This is a genomic window from Halovivax sp. (assembly GCA_007119345.1).
Taxonomy (GTDB): domain Archaea; phylum Halobacteriota; class Halobacteria; order Halobacteriales; family Natrialbaceae; genus Halovivax.
In genome coordinates, this window is sequence record SKPV01000001.1 from 1 (window position 1) to 15,610 (window position 15,610).

Genomic DNA, 15,610 nt, shown 5'->3' on the forward strand with positions numbered 1-15,610 from the left:
GAGGGTTCGGAGTGAGCGACGACGAGGGTTACCGGTCGTCGCAGATAACAGGTTCGCGAGAAAGAAAGGCTGTAACAACGACCGCATCGAACGTGTGCTCTCAGCGCAACAGTGGCGAGTAGTACGTGCGCTACTGGCCGAGAGTGCGATCTCTGCAGATCCGATCCTTCGAGAGGGAGAGACCCTCGACGCCGGGGAGTACCTCACGATCTGCTACGAACTCCATCACGTTCTACTCCCCGAATTAGCGGACGCGGGACTCGTCGAGTTCGACAGGTTCGAAGACGAGGTACGGCGAGAACTGAGATTCGACGAGGCGCGTCGATTTCTCGAGCAAAGCGGTTACTGTCATTTCAAGTGACACGCACCTCTACTCGCTTCGCTGCTGAATATGCGCCCTGAGGCTTGCACGACGCTACGAACATCATCTATAGCTGGTAGGAATCCCAGCGGTGAGTCCGCAGACCTACACAACGGCAGTTTCCATTTTATCTGAAGCGATAACAATAATTTGCAACCCTTTCCGGAGTTCTACATAAGACCGACCACGGTTGTCTCGTCTGAACGAGGGCCCCAGCAGCGTCTCAACGCCCAGATTCTACGATTTTGGCCTCAATCATCGGTTGTTTCTATGACTCTGGCGCGTCGGCTATCAGAGAAGGCACGACGACAGCGACCCGCGTCCAGCAGATAGATGAACTCCGAACACGACTCACGGATCGATCGCCATCGCAATCTCGAAAATAAGGGGTACAGGCGTTGTATCATGTTATTCCGTTGGCTCAGAACCGTGCATAGTATGGATGGGCCCTGACGGATTCGAACCGTGTGGAGACGGTCACGCTCGCTTCGCTCGCGTGCTGCGACTCCCCGGGTTCGAATCCGCAGTGCGTCCCCTCACTCCGCTCGCAGCGCTCGCGGCGTTCGAGTGGGCCCTGACGGATTCGAACCATCGACCACTCGGTATCCCCCGAACCCGGCGACCCACCGGCGTTCGATATGAGCCGAGCGCTCTCACCAGACTGAGCTAAGGGCCCTCGTGTCGAGAAAAATCCCACAGGGTAGTAACGGTTACTGTCCGAGCCGACCGCCTACGCCGCGCCGATCGCTTCGAGTTCGTCCTCGTCGAACTCCTCGGCGAGTTCGTTCTCGTCGTGGACCTCGAGCAACTCCTCGCGCTCGGCCTCGGACAGTTCCTCTAGCCGCTCGTCGGACATGTGGTGGCACATAACACGTGGTGCTACGTTCCCGGCGTCAATAAGGGCTGGCAGCGTCCGGTTCGGTGATCTGTTTCCCGCCGGTCTCGGAGCCCGACGTGGCGATCACTCGTCGTACGCCGACAGCGTCGCCTCCTCGACGTCGGCCCGGTGGGCCGTCGCCAGCCCCGCCAGGTGCGGCGCCTCGGGGACGATCAACTCCTCGCAGGCGGTCCGGCAGGCGTTCGTGCTCCCGGGGAGGCAGAACACGGGCGTGTCCGCGGCGATTCCGGCGGTCGCCCGGGAGGCCAGCGCCCGCGTCCCGACCTCCTCCCAGGAGAGCATCCGGAAGAGCTCGCCGAAGCCCGGCAGCTCGCGCTCGAACAGCGACGCCGTCGCCTCCGGCGAGACGTCGTCGGCGGTCACCCCCGTCCCGCCGGTCGTCACCACCACGTCGATATCCCGCCTGGCGACGAACCCGCGAACCGCGGTCCGGATCGACGCGAAGTCGTCGCGGACGAGCAGCCGCTCGCGCACCTCGTGGCCGTCGTCCTCGAAGCACGCCTGGACGGTGTCGCCGCCGGGGTCGTCGGGGTCGCCGTCGTCGGCCGCCTCCGCCGCGCGCGAACTCGAGACCGTGACGATGGCTACGTACAGCGGATCGATGACGTCGTGACCGTGGTCGTCGGTCGTGCGTCGGTCGTCTGCCATGGCCGACCATCCTCGCTACGGGGAGAAATAGCCTGCCCCATCGATGTCGATTTGCCGATTCCAGCCCCTCCCCTCGCCGTCCCCGCCGTACACCGACCCGCCCTTCATCCGCGCCAGCTGTTCACAGAACAGGTAGTCCTCGTACCAGTTGCCGCCCACCCGTTGCCCGTTTCTCGCCTCCCGAAACCGGATCTCCATCGTCTCCGACGTCGCCTCCTCGGCCGGCATCAGGTAGCGGTAGTCGTTGATCGGATCGTAGACGGCGAAGAGCGGCGCCCGTCCGTCGTAACCGCGCCGATCGGAGCCGGCTCTGCGACGGCCGCCCGCGGTCTCGAACGGCACCGTTCCCGGGGACTTCCGGTACGCCGTCGCACATCGGATCGGCCGAAACCGGCCGGCGATCCCGACGACCATGTCGCACGACTCCTCCTCGGAGGTCGGCACGAAGACCGGGATATCGTGCAGCGCGAAGGCGACCGTGACGATCGCCTCGGTCGCGTAACCTCGCTTCTGGGACCGTTCGAGCGACTCGTAACGCTCGACGCGGTCGATCATGGGCCGCCTGGCCGCGTTTTCCCTCGTAAACCTTCGGACGCGATCCCCGATCGCGTTCGGGGCCACGGTCGACGGAACCGGTGGCGGAGACGGCGTCGAGTTCCGAGCCTCATCGCACGGTGAACTCGATCCGGTCCCTGGCGGTGCGGTCCTCGAAGGCGTCGACGACGACTCCGAAAATTTCGTGCTCGCCGTCCAGCATGGCGGTCCTGTGCGTGTGCACTTCCTCGCGCGGGTCCTCCGGGTAGTGGACGTTCGTTACTTCGGTGGTGCGAACGGTGCTGCGCTTCATCGCCGCCGTCTGGCAGAACAGGGTCGTCTCCTCACCCCCTGCGATCGTTCCTCGAACGTCGATCGACGCGAGGACGTCCTTCCGAACGTCGTGGTAGTCGTCGAGTTCCTCCCACCCCTCGAGCACCCTGTCGTGGCCGAGCTCGAGTTCGAGGGTGAGTTTCCGCCCGTGATCGTCGGTCGCGTCCGTCGCCTCCGCTCCTGCCGCGCTCGTCGTCGCGCCCGCAGTCAGCCCGAGCGCGCCAGCCCCCACGCCGCGACGTGCTCCTCGCCGGTTCGTACGTGATTCCTTCATACCACACCCGTGTGACAATTGCTACTAGTTATCGTAAAATAGCGCGCCGATCGTTTCCGACCGGTATCGCGATATTACGCACACGGATCCGGTCACGGTCGGGTTCGCCCGGAGCGACCGCTCCTCGCGAGAGACCGTGAGAACGGGAGCGCCGAAGCCAGGACTCGAACCTGGGACAACCTCGTTAACAGCGAGGTGCTCTACCATCTGAGCTACTTCGGCTCGGTTTCGAGTAAACGCGAGCGTTTCATAGGGCTTTCGCTTTGCCCGCCTGCGGATTGCTATCACCCGGACGGCGGGATCATCGCACCTGCGCACGCTTCGACACGCCTTAACCCGCGGGGCGTGAATCGGAACGTGATGAGCGACGACGAGGCCGCCGCCGGCGCCGACGACTTCGAGACGGTCGTCGAGCGGGTTCTCGAACGTGTCGAGCCCGACGCGGACGAGCGGGAGACGTTCGAGGCGGTCGCGACCGAGCTGCTTCGACGGGCCGAAGACGCGGCCACGGAGCGCTGCCCCGACGCCGACGTCGTCCTGGTGGGCTCGACGGCCCGCGAGACCTGGATCAGCGGCGACCGGGACGTCGACGTCTTCGTCCGTTTCCCGCCCGACATCGACCGCGACACACTGGAACGGTACGGGCTCGCGGTGGGCCACGAGACGCTGCCGGACGGCCGCGAGGAGTACGCCGAGCACCCGTACGTCACCGGCGAGCTGGACGGGTTCGACGTCGACGTCGTCCCCTGCTATCGGCTCGCGGACGCCACCGATATCCGCTCGGCCGTCGATCGCACCCCGTTTCACGACGACTACCTCCAAGCGCGACTCGACGCCGAGCTCGCCCGGGAGGTCAGGCTCACCAAGGCGTTCATGAAGGGGATCGGCGTCTACGGGAGCAACCTCCGAACGCGCGGCTTCAGCGGCTACCTCACCGAGCTGCTGGTCTGTGAGTACGGCGGCTTTCGCGAACTCTGTGCGGCCGCGGCCGACTGGCGGCCCCCGGTCGAACTCGATCCCGAAGCGCACGGCGACGCCGACCACCAGTTCGACGACCCGCTGGTCGTCATCGATCCCACGGACCCCGGCCGCAACGTCGCGGCCGTCTGCGACGCGACCAACGTGGCCCGCCTCCAGCACTACGCCCGCGACCTCCTCGCGGAACCGCGACTCGACCTGTTCGAGGCGGAGGACCCCGCGCCCCTCGACGAGGCCGCGCTCCGGGACCACCTCGATCGGCGCCGTACCACGCCCGTCGCGGTCCGCTTCGACGCGCCGGACCTCGTCGAGGACCAGCTCTACCCGCAGCTCGAGAAGTCCCGGGCGGGGATCGCGGACGCGCTCGTCCGCCGGGGGTTCGACGTCCTCCGGACCGACGCGTACGCCGACGAAACGGGCGTCGTCCTCGCGGAGCTCGCCGTCGCCGAGCGCCCCGCGGTCGAGCGCCACGAGGGGCCGCCGGTCCACGTCCGCGCCCACGCCGAGGACTTTTTCGACGCGTACGCCGACGACCCGGACGTCTACGGCCCCTTCATCGACGGCGACCGCTACGTCGTCGAGCGCGAGCGCGAGTTCGAAACGGCCCGCGGATTCCTGGAGAGCGACGCGCTCCTCGAGGTCGCTCTCGGGGCCCACGTCGAGTCCGCCCTGGCGGACGGCTACGAGGTGCTGGTCGGCGACGAAGTCGCGGCGCTCGGTCCGGAGTTCGGCGTCGAGCTGGCGGCGTACTTCGAGCCGGTGCCGTGACTCGCTACGACGCTTCGACGACGACCTCGCCCGTATCGCGAACCGTCACTCGATAGTCCGCCACCGTGAAGCTGATCTCGACCGCGGCGGTCGCGCTCTCGTGCCCGATCAACAGATCGAGCGCCTCGGGATTCACGTGATCGTAGAGGACGATCGGGGGGTCGATCGGGTCCGTCTCTTCGATCGCCGTGAGCGCCTGGATGACCGCGATACTCGCCGGCGTAGGCTCGTCGTAGGAGTGTTCGACGGGCGCCGCTGACTCGTCCAGCATCGTGGACGTCTCCGCCGGATTCCTGCCGTAGAATTGTGCTTGCGAGGACAACGTGTTCGGAACTTTTAGCGCTCCAGCCGTGATTCGGAGCCCGTCCTCCCCGAGGCGCCGATCGCGTATCCTACCGATCAGGTCCGTGCGCCTCGGCCACCTCGTCGAGGGCCGCGTCGACCGCCTCGCCGACGTCGTCGTCTGGTTCGATCGGCTCGCGGCCGTGGAACGTCTCGTGGACGATGGCGACGCTGTCGGCGAGCACCTCCAGGCCGTAGCCGCCTTCGAGCACGAACCCGAGGCTCGCGCCGGCGTCGCCGGCGATGGTGCGCACCCGGTCGGCCATCAGGGCGTAGGCCTCGGTCGAGAGCCGCACCCGGGAGATGGGGTCGTGGCGGTGGGCGTCGAAGCCGGCGCTCACGAGGATCAGCCCCGGATCGAATTCGGCGAGCGCCGGCGCCACGAGCTCGTCGAACGCGGCGAGGTAGTCGGCGTCGGCCGCGGCGGGCGGCATCGGGACGTTCATCGTCGTCCCCTCGCCGTCGCCGTCCCCGGTCTCGTCCGCGGCGCCGGTTCCCGGGTAGAGCCCCGTCTCGTGCAGCGAGACGACGTAGACGTCCTCGCGGTCGTAGAAGAGGTCCTGGGTACCGTTGCCGTGGTGGACGTCCCAGTCGACGACGGCGACCCGGTCCACCTCGCGCGTATCCAGCGCGTGTTGGGCGGCGACGGCGACGTTGTTCAGAAAGCAAAATCCCATCGCGTCGGCTTCGACCGCGTGGTGGCCCGGCGGTCGGCCCAGCGAGAACGGCGTGTCGTGACCCTCGGCGCCGTCGAGCGCCGCCTCGGCGGCCCAGCAGGCGAGTCCCGCGCTCCGCAGCGCCGCGTCCCAGGTCGCCTCGACGGCGGTCGTGTCGGGATCCCAGTTGCCGCCGCCGTCGGCACAGAACGTCCGGAACTCCTCGACGTAGTCGGCGTCGTGGACCGCGGTCACGGTCTCGACGTCGACGGGTGCCGATTCGACGTACTCGACGCCGTGCTTGCGGACGAGGCGCTCGCGGATCGCTCGCAGTCTGTCGGGCGACTCGGGGTGTCGGGGGCCGGGGTCGTGATCCTCGCAACGCTCGCTGTAGCCGAAGCGCATCGGGGGGTCACTCGAAGAGCGCGAAGTAGGTCTCGATGTCGTCGTCGATGATGGTGCGCCGGTCGGCGTGGTGGGCGAGGATCGCCGCCGCCCGCGCCACGTTGTCGGCGTAATCTTCGAGGATGTCTGCGAGCGCGACTCTCGCGTCCATCGCGACCCGGTAGCGGTCGTCGATCTCGAGGCGGGCGATGCGGTCGACGGGCGCGACCGGCAGCTCGAGCTCGTCCTTGTCGACGACCGTCTCGACGCCGAAGTCCTCGGCCATCAGCGTCTTCCGACCGTCGGCGGTCGCCCGCTCGGCGGCCTCGACCGCGAGCGCGGCGCCGTGGTCCTGGATCCGCCGCGCCAGCTCCGCCGCGGCGTCGGCGCTGACGCGCAGGTTGCCCGCGTTGCGGCGGATGATGGTGTCCACCGGCGCGAACGGCAGCTCGACGTTCATACGAGAATTGCGGCAGTTGACACCCTTAATGCTTTCCGTCGCGCTACCGGCGACGGGAGCCGCGAGATCCCGAGCGCAGCGAGAGATCTCGTCGTGTCGAGCGGGGAACGGGTGCGAGGCCGAGTGGAACGAGGCCTCGGGATGGCGAACGGTGAGCGAAGCACCCCGTGAGCGGCGAGTATCGAACGAAGTGAGATCCTCGGGATGGCGAACGGTGAGCGAAGCGCCCCGTGAGCGGCGAGTATCGGGCGAAGCGCGGTTCTCGCTCATTCCGCACGCTCACGGCTCGGTGGGCTCACGGGTCATTTCATTCCACGCTCGCCCTTTCGAGGGCTTCGCTGCGCTCGGCCCTCGCCCCTCAGAACAGTTCGTCGGCGTCGAGACGACCGTCGCGGACGGTGCCGCGGGCGGTGACTTCCTCGCCCAGCCCGACGTCCGTCCCGGTGTCGACTCGCATCGTCGTCTCGCCGTCGTCGAGGATCACCGGGTCGCCGGCCTGGACGACGACGCCGGTGAACTCGATCGTCTCGCCGTCGACGGGTTCGTCGTCCTCGGCAGCCGGCGCGTCGTCCGCCTCGTCCGCGGACCCTGCCGCGGCGTCCGAGGACTCGGGGCCGTCCGCGTCTCCGTTCTCGCCGTCGTCCGCGAACGACGAGAGCCCCGGGGAGTCGTCGCCGGCCCCGTCCGTATCGCCGCCATCCGAACCGGGGTTCGCCTCGCCGAGCACGCTCACGGTCGAGCGCCAGCCCGCGGAGGCCTCGAGGTCGTCCTGCCAGCCGTCCTGGATCTCGACGTCGGCGATCGCGACCTCGTCGCCCGGTCCGATATCGATGTCGGCCTTCTCGCCCCAGAGGGCCACGCGGATGTCGCCCGTCGCGTCCTGGACGCGGATGTTGCGGACCTGTCCCTCCGAGCCGTCGTCGCGGTCGAACGTTCGCGTGGGGTCGGCCGACCGGACCACGCCCGCGATGTCGACGGTCTGGCCGATCTCCAGGGACTCGATCGGCGTGCTGTCGGGGACGTACTCGACGTCCTCGTCGACCTCCTCGACCGTCCCGCGGTTGCCGACGTGGAGTTCGAGCTGCCCGTCGCGCTCGCGGACGTAGCCGTCGATCACCTCGACGGTGGTTTCGGGTTCGATCTCCGCGGCCAGGTCTGCGCGCTCGTCCCAGAGCGTGACGCGAACGCGGCCGGTCTCGTCGCCGAGCGTGAGGTTCGACACCTTCCCCTCGGAGCCGTCGTCGCGCTCGAAGGTGCGCACCGAGTCGGTTTCGAGGACCTTCCCGACCAGGGTGACGTCCGAGAGGCCGAGCGAGAGGTCCTCCACCGTGTGCGTGTCAGAAATCTGAATATCGATCTCGACGTCGTCGTCCGGCTGGGCCTCGTCGACGCTGACCTCGACGCCGCTGTACCCGTCCTTCGGCCGGCCCTTGATCCGCAGCACCTGCCCCTCCTCGAGTTCCTCGACGGCGGCCGCGGCCCGCTCGTCCCAGAACGCCGCGCGGACCGCGCCCGTCTCGTCGGCCACGTCGACGTTGACGACCCGGCCGTCCTCGTCCTCGCCCTCGCGCTCGAAGGTGCGCACGTCGCCGATGTTCGTCACCTTCGCGACGAACTTCACCTCCTCCATCCCCGGCTCGATGTCCGCAACGCCGCCGACCTCACTCTCGCCGACCTCGTGAGCGACGAGCATGGCCGCGGTCTCCTCGTCCGCGAGCCCGCCCATCTGCTCGACTTTAGCTTCGACGGCCTCGCGGAACTCCTCGAGGGAGACGTCCGCCTCGAGGTCTTCGTAGATCCCCTCGATGTCGCTCATGCTAGGACCGAACAGGCAGCAACCGCGCATAAGTATTGCCAAATCCGCGGCGCGGACCCGCCGAAACCGGCGGCCGGAGGCGGGTCGACGGTTCGACGTCATCCCGTCAGCGAATCGTTCTCACGCGCGTGAGGCCAAGTGTCGACCCGAACGTATCGTTCAGTGTCGACCCACACGTATCGTTCGAGGTGGGTCGATCAGTGATGTTGCTCCAATCACGTTCGCGGCGACCCAATCGGTGTTGGTGCGCCGATCACGTTCGCGTGGCCTCAAACGTCGTACTCGGTCGCGGTCTCTTCGCCCGCGCGGTCCTGGTGGACGACGACCACGGTCTCGGGCGCGCCGTCCTCGAACGCGATCGTCGCCTCGTACTCGATCTCGCTGATCACCTGCGTGCACATCTCGTCCTCGCCGGCCGCGTCCTCGACCTCGACGGTCACGGTGAGCGTGTCGCCGTCTCCGTCGACGTCGGTGACGACGGCCTCGTGACACGGCGTCGACGCTTCGAGCTGCCCCTCGATCTCGATCCGGTCGTCGTCGACGACCACCGTCGCCGCGGTCTCGACGTGGCGCTCGTCGTCGCCGTCCGCGCCGTCGAGTTGCTCCTGGTCCACCGTCTCGATCTCCGGTTCTTCGTATTCGCCTGGCTCAGTTTCGTCGCCGCCGCTCTCCTCGCCGCCGATGCATCCCGCGACGGCGACGGCGGTGGTCCCGGCGATTCCGGACAGCAATGTGCGTCGTCGCATGCTCCCGTGTTCTCCCCCTCTTATCAAATACATTCTCGAAGGTAAAATAGATTTTTTTGTAATGGAATTAATGTTTTCACTGCCACCTCCGGTTGACCACGGCGCGCGGAACGCAGCGCCCGCGTGGCGGCGAACCGCGAGCGGGCCACGGCCCGTTTCGAAAGTGCTTTAACCGAACCGGGGATAGAAAATATTGCGTCCTGGTAGGGTAGTGGACTATCCTCCTGGCTTGCGGAGCCAGGGACCGGAGTTCAAATCTCCGTCAGGACACTCACTCCGTTCGTGGCCTGACGTGCTCCACGCTCGCTACGCTCGCGTGGAACTCCGTCAGGACATTTTCAGCGCACGACGCGACGAGCGAAGCGAGGAGCCCATGCGCTGAAAATTCGCACGAGGAGATTTGAACACGGCAGTCGCAGCGCGACCGAAGGGAGCGACCGTCTGGCACCTGTCCAAATCTCCGTCAGGACACTCACTCCGTTCGTGCCCTGACGTGCTCCACGCTCGCTACGCTCGCGTGGAACTCCGTCAGGACACTTCTCACGTGACGCCGACCACGAGCGCCGCGTAGCGGCGCGAGTACACGTCGCGTGAGAAGTGGACCCGGAGATGTGTGCGGATGAGTCCCAGCCCGGGAAGCGAGCGGGGCGCGGTTCGAAGCGAGAACCGCGAAGCGAACGGCGAAGCCGTGAGCAAGCGAGCGACCCGGAACGTCTCGGCGAGTTCAAATCTCGACGGACACGCCCTTCGGACGTCTCCGGCTGGTCCACGCGAACGGCGAAGCCGCGGGCGGAGCGAGACGGTAGCGCTGGCGATCCTTTCCGCGCGGAGAGTTGAACACGTCCGTCGCGTCGGTTCCTCGGCCGGGTTCGCGCGGCGGTTCGAGCCGGAGTCGGCGCGCCGGCGGTCGAAAACGAACCGATCGTTCAAATACCGTAACGGTTCCCTCCCGTTTATATTACGTTAAAAAATATAAGAAAGTCATTCACTTCCAAAAATTGTGACTTCGGCTGGAATGCGTGAAATTAACAATGATGCCGCGGGCGGTCGCGGCGTCGCCTCGAGCGAACGGCGCCGATCCGGGCCGTCCCGACGAGACGTCCTCAGGCTGTCCGGCGTCGCGGCCGTCGCCGGCGGCGCCGTCGCCGCGGCCAGCGGATCCGCCTCCGCCGGCGAGGTCAAGGAGTGCGGCGACTGGCCCGATTCGCCCGACGGGTACCCGACGATCGACCTGGCCGAGGACGTTCCGCCGACGTGGGACTGGTACCCGGCGGAGGTCTGCATCTACGCACACGGCTGGAAGGGGCGGGAGACGCGCGACGATCAGGCTTACGCGCTGGACCTCGAACTGGCGGACGCCGGCTACCACGAAGTGGTGGTGGCGGCGACCTGGGATTCGGACACGCTCAACTTCTGGGGCGCCGAGGGTAACGCCGACGAGGCTGGCACGCGGTTGGGCCGCTGGATCCGCCAGCAGTTCGGCGGCACGCAGACGACGGTCCGCCTCGTGGGTCACTCGCTGGGCGGACGCCTCTCGCTGAACGCGATCGACGAACTGGACGGCGACGTCGTTCTCGAGACCGTCGCGCTGCTCGGCGCCGCCGTCGAGGACGATTCCGTCTGCGACGACGGTCGCTTCGCCGACGGGATCCGCGATTCCGCCGTCGACGTGTACAACTACCACTCCCACGAGGACGCGACGGTCTGCACGATCTACGACCTCAGCACGCTGGGCAGCGGGGTCGGTTGCGCCGGCGCGGACTGCGGCGGCTGGTTCACCGACGGCGAGACGCCCGACAACTACCACGACGTCGACGTCACGGCGTCGGTCCCCGACCACTGCGCGTACTTCGATCCGATCCGAGAGGCGGGGTGCATCGACCGCGTGGTCGCGGACTTCCGGGAGTGAGCCCTCCCGGGGGCCGATCGACGTCGACCGGCGCCGTCGCTCACGAAGCGAAACTGGGTGAGAGGAGTAAGCCCCCTTCTGTTCGTCCCGGCATTTGGCTGAGCGTCCGCGCCGCCCGCGGCGCCGCCGGGCTACCAGCGGCGCGGACTTGCACCGGTGAGGGTTCGCCGTTCCATCGATCCTCGGCCGTCTGTGCGCGGTTCACCGTGCCACTGGCACGGTTCGTGGATTCGAACCACGACCGTTCGAACCGCGCGCCCTCTGCGGGTTATCTTCCCTTCCTCGCGGTCGGGTTCGCGCGCATCATCGGTCGGGCCGAGACGTGTCGTTTCTGTTCCAGAGCCGACGGTCTCCCGTCCCGGGCTTGCGCCCGGTCACCTGCCCGGCCGGTGGGGGGACTTTCCTCGCGGGCGCGGGCCGACTCGAGGAGTCGGTCCGCGTTGCCCCGCGGCGCCTTCCGTGCGCCGCGGTCTGCGGGCGCGCCGTCGCCGGCACGGCCGTCGCGGCAGCCGGGCTCTCTCTCCCGGCCGGAAGTAGGGGGTCGCCCCCTTTATGCGTCGCGGTCGACGGGCCCGACCGCCGTTTCGAATGGAAGGGCTTTTGGGCGGTAATCCCCATTTACTCTCGTATGTCTCAGGGACAGGGCGTCGATCTTTCCTACGAAGATGGGGCCCGCGCCGTCGAACTCGCGCGCGAATCCGTCGAAGCGTTCGTGCGACACGGCCAGCGAGAACATCCGGGGAGCATGCGCGAAGCGTTCTACGAGCGGACGGGCGCGTTCGTCCGCCTCGAGTCCACCCGAGGTCGCGGCAGCCTCCGGGGCTGTGCCGGCGGCCATCGCTCCGGCGACCAGCTCGGCCACGTCATCGTCGACGCGGCGATCCGGGCCGCCAGCGAGGACTCCGCCGGCTCGGAAGTGACTCCCACCGAACTCGACAACCTGACGGTCTCCGTCTGCGTGGTCCGCAACGTCGTCCTCACCGACGACCCGCTCGCCGACCTCGAACTCGGCGCCCACGGCGTCGCGGTCGACGGCCGCGGTCAGGATGGCTGGCTCTACCCCACGCTGCCGGTCGAACACGACTGGACGGCTCACGAGTACCTCGACCGCACCTGCCGGAAGGCCGGTCTCGCGCCGACCGCCTGGCAGGACGACGACGTCGTCGTCACGCTGTTCGAGGGACAGGTGTTCCGCGAGCGCGCCTCCGACGGCAGCGTCGAGCAGGTGTAGGGCGACGCCTTCTTCGGGCGACCGACGGTCGGCGAGCCCTCACGTCGGCTCGTCGCCGAACCCGACCGCCTCGGCGTCGGCGAGACAGCGCTCGGTGGCCGCGTCGAGGTCGTCGAGGTCGTCGCGAACGATCTCGCCGTCGCGGACCAGCGGTTCCAGCAGCGACGTCCCGCCGCGGGGTCCGTCGCGGTCGGCCAGCGCGACGCGGTGACCGCCGTCGGGGGTTCGGTACACTTCTTTGACGCCCGAGAGCTTCCCCCGCTTCGAGATCGGTTCGCCGTCGAGCTCGACGATGTCGAGGCTGAAGTCGACCGGGTCCGCGTTCGTGATCGCGCTCCCGACGCCGAAGCCGTCCGCGAGGTCGCGCAATTCGCGGAGCTGATCGGGGCCGAGTCCGCCCGAGAGAAAGACGTCGACGTCCTCGTACCCGCGAGCGTCGAGCTCCCAGCGCACCTCGCGGACGATGTGGCGGAAGTCGCCCCGTCGGGAGCCGGTCGTGTCCAGTCGGACGCCGTCGAGGCGATCGCCGAGCGTCTCGGCGGCCAGCAGGCTCTCGCTCACCTCGTCCCAGAAGGTGTCCGTCAGCGCGATCCGCGGCGTGTCCTCGGGGACGGCCGCGTCGAACGCCTCCCAGGCCGCAGCCTGATCGCCTTCCCCGAAGGGGAACATGAGCGCGTGGGGCATCGTCCCGCTCGCCTCCCGACCCAGCAGCTCTCCGGCGGCGACGTGGGAGAAGCCGTCGAGCCCCGCCACCAGCGCCGCCCGCTCGACGACCGCGGCCAGCGCGGGATGGACGTGCCGGGAGCCGAAGGAGAGCACCTGCGAGTCGGGGGCGGCGACCCGGCACTCGAGCGCGGCCGTCGCGAAGGCGCTCGGTTGCGAGAGCAGTCCCAACAGCGAGGTTTCGAGCTCGGCGAAGGCGAGGTACGGCCCCTCGATTCGCATCACGGGCCCGCCGTCGAACAGCTGCCCGTCGGGGAGCGCGTCGACGTCGACGTCGCGACCCTCGAGGAGTCTCGCGGCCTCGGTCACGCCGGTGAAGACCTCGAACTCGCCGGTCGGAAATTGGTCGGCGGTCACCTCGGCGACGACGCGGGGATTCGTCCCCGCGTGCTCGAGCGCCTCGCGCGTCCGCCGGAAGTAGGCGTCGGTGGCCCGCCCCTCGCGGATCGCCTCCGCAGGCACGGTTCCGAACGGTGTCGTCATGCGCGAGGGTTCTCGCGCGGGGAAAAAAGCGTGTTCGTCGCGGTCAGCCGCGCGTCAGCCCAACCGTCGCCAGCCCGCCTACGGACGAGACGCGCGCCGATCGGCTCGCCGGCGTGCGGGCCCTGGACGAGTCCCGCGCCGCCCGAACTGTCGGTAGTCGGACGCGTTGGGCGTCGACGGACCACTGCCGACGCGGGGGTTCGGGGCCGATCTAGGTGTCAGCGAACTACCGCCGGGCGACCAGCAGCGCGGTCGCGAGTGCGGCGACCAGCGCTACCACGGGGCCGAAGCCGGGGAGCGGGTTCCCGTCGTCGTCGGCCGCGTCGTCGGCTCCGTCGTCCGCATCGGCCGCGTCGTCGGCTTCGTCGTCCGGCGCCGTCCCGAACAGCGCGTGTTCGATCGTGTCCTCGCCCTCGGGCGCCGCGTCGTCGCGGATCTCGGTCAGGTCCTCGACCGAGGGAGCGTTGACGATCGTCACCGTCTCGCCGTCGCGGTCGACGTGGTAGGCCCCGGGGAAGCCCTCGTCGAGCTCGACGGTGTTCTCGTGGCCGTCGACCGGCTCGGTGCCGTGGAGCTCGAGCAGCTGGAGGTAGCCGTCGAGGAACTCGTCGGCGTCGTCCGCGGAGGTCCACTCGAGCTCCCAGACGTAGCCGCTGTCTTCGACTGACTCCTCGTCCGTGGCGTAGACGACGAGCTCGTCGCCCTTCCAGCCGTCGGTGTAGGGCTGGTCGTAGACGTAGGTCTCGCCCCCGTCGGGGGTCGCCTGTGCGAAGTCCTCGATCGCGAGCACCGACGCGCCCTGGCGCTCGACCGAGTCGTGGAAGAACATCGTCGCGAGGCCCGCCTCGCCGACGGTCTGGGTGGCCGCGCCCTCGTCGGGCTCGACCGGCGACCACGCCTCGCTCGAGCGGTCCTCGACCTCGACGTCGACCGGCTCGCGTTCCTCGCCGGGCCTGATGACCTCCGAGGAGCTCGCCGGCGGCTCGTCGTACAGCTCGTCGACGGCGTCCCAGCCGCCCCGATCGTAGACGTATTCGACGTAATCGTCGCCCTGGTCGTACGGCATGATCAGGTTGAAGTACAGGCCCCAGACGATATCCGGCGGCGCCTCCGGTTGGTGTTCGGGCTCCAGACAGTCCCACTCGAGACCGCACCGGTCTTCGTACTGTCCGTCGACGAACACCGCGTCGCCCTCGATGAGCCCGTTGATCGCGTGGTCCTGCTCGTTCGTCTCGCGCTCGTAGCCGTCGAGGCCGAAGTGCTGGTCCTGGAGGGCGTGGAGCAGTTCGTGGCCCAGCGTCACCTCGTCGACCTCGACCTCGTCGGGGTCGTCGGAGACGAGCACGATCTCGCCGGTCCCCGGGTCGTAGTAGCCGCCGACGGAGTCGCCGTACAGCGCCTCGAACGCCTCGAGGGCGTCGGCGTCGCGATCGACCATCAGCTTCGCCTCGTAGCGGACGTTCTCGATCAGATCGTCGCGCTCGCTTACCTCGAACATCTCGTCGACTTCCTCGCGGAACTCCTCGCGGGTGATGACCTCGACGTCGGGGACCTCCTGGAAGGGCAGTTCGCGGATCTCCTCGGTGCGGGCCATCGACCGGTAGACGACCTCCTCGAGCTCGTCCTCGGTGACGTGCGCGTCGTCTCGCTCGTCGACCGGGAGCTCGTCGTCGGGCCAGTACCCCTCGGCGTAGCCGATCGTCTCCTCGGTCGTCGGATCGTCGTCGTGTTCGTCCGCGGCCAGCGCGTACTCGACGGCGGGGCGGTCGACGATCGTTCCGTCGTCGCTCGCTCCCGCACCGGCGGCGGCGCCGGCGGCCGAGAGCGGCACGGCGACCAGCGAGACCGCGACGAGGAGGGCCAACAGCAGCGCACGTGTCGATTGCATTGGGATTTCGTCGCCCGCAAATATGGAGGGAATCGGCATAAGATCCCCGATCAGTGCGATCCGATCCCGGGTCGCTACGGGACGGTCGGCTCGGGTCGCTGCGGTTCGATCGGCCCCGCTCGCTACGGGACGGTCGGCTCGGGTCGCCGGCCGGTCCGCTCTCGCCCCGATCGGCCGA

At 68.3% G+C, this 15,610-nt stretch carries 15 protein-coding genes, 3 tRNA genes and 1 other RNA gene; 5 read left to right on the top strand and 14 right to left on the bottom strand.

From position 1 onward, the window contains the following. A partial coding sequence (locus QZT59_RS00005; protein WP_290809782.1) for a hypothetical protein occupies positions 1-361 on the top strand: 361 nt, incomplete at its 5' end. 568 nt (positions 362-929) lie between these two features. Here QZT59_RS00005 and QZT59_RS00010 read toward each other — a convergent pair. The 6 genes from QZT59_RS00010 to QZT59_RS00035 form a co-directional block, all read right to left on the bottom strand. After that, a tRNA-Ile gene (locus tag QZT59_RS00010) sits at positions 930-1,037 on the bottom strand. 54 nt (positions 1,038-1,091) lie between these two features. Continuing rightward, a complete protein-coding gene (locus tag QZT59_RS00015; RefSeq protein WP_290809784.1) occupies positions 1,092-1,229 on the bottom strand; it encodes a hypothetical protein in 138 nt (45 codons plus the stop codon). A gap of 93 nt (positions 1,230-1,322) precedes the next feature. Then, positions 1,323-1,907 carry a molybdenum cofactor biosynthesis protein B gene (locus QZT59_RS00020; protein ID WP_290809786.1) on the bottom strand — a complete coding sequence of 195 codons (585 nt, stop codon included), beginning with the start codon at positions 1,905-1,907 and terminating at the stop codon, positions 1,323-1,325. 15 nt (positions 1,908-1,922) lie between these two features. Beyond that, positions 1,923-2,462, bottom strand: coding sequence for a group I intron-associated PD-(D/E)XK endonuclease (locus QZT59_RS00025; RefSeq protein ID WP_290809788.1), 540 nt, complete (start codon positions 2,460-2,462; stop codon positions 1,923-1,925). 109 nt (positions 2,463-2,571) lie between these two features. Next, a complete protein-coding gene (locus QZT59_RS00030) occupies positions 2,572-3,048 on the bottom strand; it encodes a hypothetical protein (protein ID WP_290809790.1) in 477 nt (158 codons plus the stop codon). Positions 3,049-3,197: 149 nt separating this feature from the next. Then, positions 3,198-3,270, bottom strand: a tRNA-Asn gene (locus tag QZT59_RS00035). Positions 3,271-3,408: 138 nt separating this feature from the next. Here QZT59_RS00035 and cca point away from each other — a divergent pair. Continuing rightward, complete coding sequence (cca, locus tag QZT59_RS00040) at positions 3,409-4,794, top strand: CCA tRNA nucleotidyltransferase (RefSeq protein ID WP_290809792.1); 1,386 nt, start codon at positions 3,409-3,411, stop codon at positions 4,792-4,794. Positions 4,795-4,798: 4 nt separating this feature from the next. Here the strand turns inward: cca and QZT59_RS00045 are convergent, their stop codons facing one another. From QZT59_RS00045 to QZT59_RS00065, 5 genes are all read right to left on the bottom strand, one after another. After that, the gene (locus tag QZT59_RS00045; protein ID WP_290809794.1) at positions 4,799-5,065 is read right to left on the bottom strand and encodes a HalOD1 output domain-containing protein; all 267 of its coding nucleotides are present in this window, start codon (positions 5,063-5,065) and stop codon (positions 4,799-4,801) included. 121 nt (positions 5,066-5,186) lie between these two features. Next, a complete protein-coding gene (locus tag QZT59_RS00050; protein ID WP_290809796.1) occupies positions 5,187-6,197 on the bottom strand; it encodes a histone deacetylase family protein in 1,011 nt (336 codons plus the stop codon). A gap of 7 nt (positions 6,198-6,204) precedes the next feature. Next, a complete protein-coding gene (locus QZT59_RS00055; RefSeq protein WP_290809798.1) occupies positions 6,205-6,636 on the bottom strand; it encodes a histone in 432 nt (143 codons plus the stop codon). A 358-nt stretch (positions 6,637-6,994) separates the two neighbouring features. Further along, positions 6,995-8,452, bottom strand: a complete 1,458-nt coding sequence (locus QZT59_RS00060) for a single-stranded DNA binding protein (protein WP_290809800.1) — start codon at positions 8,450-8,452, stop codon at positions 6,995-6,997. A gap of 269 nt (positions 8,453-8,721) precedes the next feature. After that, positions 8,722-9,198: a hypothetical protein gene (locus QZT59_RS00065; protein ID WP_290809802.1), complete on the bottom strand. Its 477-nt coding sequence runs from the start codon at positions 9,196-9,198 to the stop codon at positions 8,722-8,724. A gap of 197 nt (positions 9,199-9,395) precedes the next feature. Here QZT59_RS00065 and QZT59_RS00070 point away from each other — a divergent pair. After that, positions 9,396-9,468: transfer RNA gene (locus QZT59_RS00070), tRNA-Arg, on the top strand. A 745-nt stretch (positions 9,469-10,213) separates the two neighbouring features. Further along, complete coding sequence (locus QZT59_RS00075; protein ID WP_290809804.1) at positions 10,214-11,107, top strand: alpha/beta hydrolase; 894 nt, start codon at positions 10,214-10,216, stop codon at positions 11,105-11,107. Positions 11,108-11,162: 55 nt separating this feature from the next. Here QZT59_RS00075 and rnpB read toward each other — a convergent pair. After that, positions 11,163-11,632: RNase P RNA component (gene rnpB, locus QZT59_RS00080), an RNA gene on the bottom strand. Positions 11,633-11,735: 103 nt separating this feature from the next. On the opposite strand from rnpB, the gene QZT59_RS00085 reads away from it, so the two are divergent. Continuing rightward, positions 11,736-12,338: a TIGR00296 family protein gene (locus QZT59_RS00085; RefSeq protein WP_290809806.1), complete on the top strand. Its 603-nt coding sequence runs from the start codon at positions 11,736-11,738 to the stop codon at positions 12,336-12,338. 39 nt (positions 12,339-12,377) lie between these two features. Here QZT59_RS00085 and QZT59_RS00090 read toward each other — a convergent pair whose 3' ends face one another. Together QZT59_RS00090 and QZT59_RS00095 are read right to left on the bottom strand one after the other, a co-directional pair. Beyond that, positions 12,378-13,544 (bottom strand): nicotinate phosphoribosyltransferase, encoded by a 1,167-nt coding sequence (locus QZT59_RS00090; protein ID WP_290809808.1) that lies wholly within the window; start codon positions 13,542-13,544, stop codon positions 12,378-12,380. A 226-nt stretch (positions 13,545-13,770) separates the two neighbouring features. Further along, positions 13,771-15,432 carry an Hvo_1808 family surface protein gene (locus QZT59_RS00095; RefSeq protein ID WP_290809812.1) on the bottom strand — a complete coding sequence of 554 codons (1,662 nt, stop codon included), beginning with the start codon at positions 15,430-15,432 and terminating at the stop codon, positions 13,771-13,773. Positions 15,433-15,610 lie beyond the last annotated feature (178 nt).

Excerpts from the sequence above, each read along its gene's own strand:
- QZT59_RS00015 (WP_290809784.1), bottom strand. The coding sequence starts at position 1,229 with ATGTGCCACCACATGTCCGACGAGCGGCTAGAGGAACTGTCCGAGGCC.
- QZT59_RS00020 (WP_290809786.1), bottom strand. The coding sequence starts at position 1,907 with ATGGCAGACGACCGACGCACGACCGACGACCACGGTCACGACGTCATC.
- QZT59_RS00025 (WP_290809788.1), bottom strand. The coding sequence starts at position 2,462 with ATGATCGACCGCGTCGAGCGTTACGAGTCGCTCGAACGGTCCCAGAAG.
- QZT59_RS00030 (WP_290809790.1), bottom strand. The coding sequence starts at position 3,048 with ATGAAGGAATCACGTACGAACCGGCGAGGAGCACGTCGCGGCGTGGGG.
- cca (WP_290809792.1), top strand. The coding sequence starts at position 3,409 with ATGAGCGACGACGAGGCCGCCGCCGGCGCCGACGACTTCGAGACGGTC.
- QZT59_RS00045 (WP_290809794.1), bottom strand. The coding sequence starts at position 5,065 with ATGCTGGACGAGTCAGCGGCGCCCGTCGAACACTCCTACGACGAGCCT.
- QZT59_RS00050 (WP_290809796.1), bottom strand. The coding sequence starts at position 6,197 with ATGCGCTTCGGCTACAGCGAGCGTTGCGAGGATCACGACCCCGGCCCC.
- QZT59_RS00055 (WP_290809798.1), bottom strand. The coding sequence starts at position 6,636 with ATGAACGTCGAGCTGCCGTTCGCGCCGGTGGACACCATCATCCGCCGC.
- QZT59_RS00060 (WP_290809800.1), bottom strand. The coding sequence starts at position 8,452 with ATGAGCGACATCGAGGGGATCTACGAAGACCTCGAGGCGGACGTCTCC.
- QZT59_RS00065 (WP_290809802.1), bottom strand. The coding sequence starts at position 9,198 with ATGCGACGACGCACATTGCTGTCCGGAATCGCCGGGACCACCGCCGTC.
- QZT59_RS00075 (WP_290809804.1), top strand. The coding sequence starts at position 10,214 with ATGCGTGAAATTAACAATGATGCCGCGGGCGGTCGCGGCGTCGCCTCG.
- QZT59_RS00085 (WP_290809806.1), top strand. The coding sequence starts at position 11,736 with ATGTCTCAGGGACAGGGCGTCGATCTTTCCTACGAAGATGGGGCCCGC.
- QZT59_RS00090 (WP_290809808.1), bottom strand. The coding sequence starts at position 13,544 with ATGACGACACCGTTCGGAACCGTGCCTGCGGAGGCGATCCGCGAGGGG.
- QZT59_RS00095 (WP_290809812.1), bottom strand. The coding sequence starts at position 15,432 with ATGCAATCGACACGTGCGCTGCTGTTGGCCCTCCTCGTCGCGGTCTCG.